This window comes from Shewanella sp. WXL01, from assembly GCF_012263345.1.
Taxonomy (GTDB): domain Bacteria; phylum Pseudomonadota; class Gammaproteobacteria; order Enterobacterales; family Shewanellaceae; genus Shewanella; species Shewanella maritima.
Map to the genome: position 1 here is coordinate 1 of NZ_JAAIKQ010000027.1, position 874 is coordinate 874.

Annotated in this window: 1 protein-coding gene; it reads right to left on the minus strand. The window is 48.2% G+C overall.

Annotated elements, in window-relative coordinates:
- Nucleotides 1-874, minus strand: an 874-nt coding sequence (locus G3R49_RS19910; RefSeq protein ID WP_167870831.1) for an Ig-like domain-containing protein, incomplete at both ends; no start/stop codon positions are given.

The window sequence follows — 874 nt, forward strand, 5'->3', positions numbered from 1 at the left end:
GTTAATACGTTGCCTGAAGCTTGCGTATCTTCGCCAACCGTTACTGCATCATCTGCCACGTCCGTGTTATCTGGCGTAACAGTAATTGTCAGTGTCGCCGTCTCACCTGTGTTGGTGGTGTAGGTGATCACCGGCAGTGTGCCATTCCAGTCTTGAGCTGGAGTGAAGCTGTAGCTACCATTGGCGTTCAGCACTAAGATGCCGCCTTCAACAGTCGTTGAATCACCAGCTGCAAAGGTTTGCCCGTTAACTTCATAGGAAATAACCGAGAGTACCGAGTCAACGTCGCTATCGTTATCCAGCACGTTGCCTGTAGCAACCTGATCTTCCGCAATAGTGTTGCTGTCATCAACAGTGACTGTTGGATCGCTAGCAGGTGTAATTTCAATAGTTAATGTTGCTGTGGCACCAGTGTTGGTGGTGTAGGTGATAATAGGTAGCGTACCGTTCCAGTCCTGTGCAGGGGTAAAGCTGTAACTACCATCCGCATTGATTGTGAGTGTGCCACCTTCGACGACAGTTGATTCACCAGCATTAAATGTTTGGCCGTTTACCTCGAACGAAACCACAGAAAGTTGATCATCAACATCTGAATCATTAAGTAAGACGTTACCAATCGCAGTGACGTCCTCTTCAACGCTAATGCTATCGTTGACAGCATTAGTTGGGTCATCCACTGGAGTGACTTCAATGGTCAGTGTCGCTGTATCACCCGTATTAGTGGTGTAGGTGATAACTGGCAGAGTGCCGTTCCAGTTTTCATTAGGCGTGAAGGTGTAAGAGCCATCTTCATTGATAACTAACACGCCGCCGTCAAGGATGACTTCAGTGCCGGCTGCGTAACTATTGCCATCCACTTCGAATGACACGACAG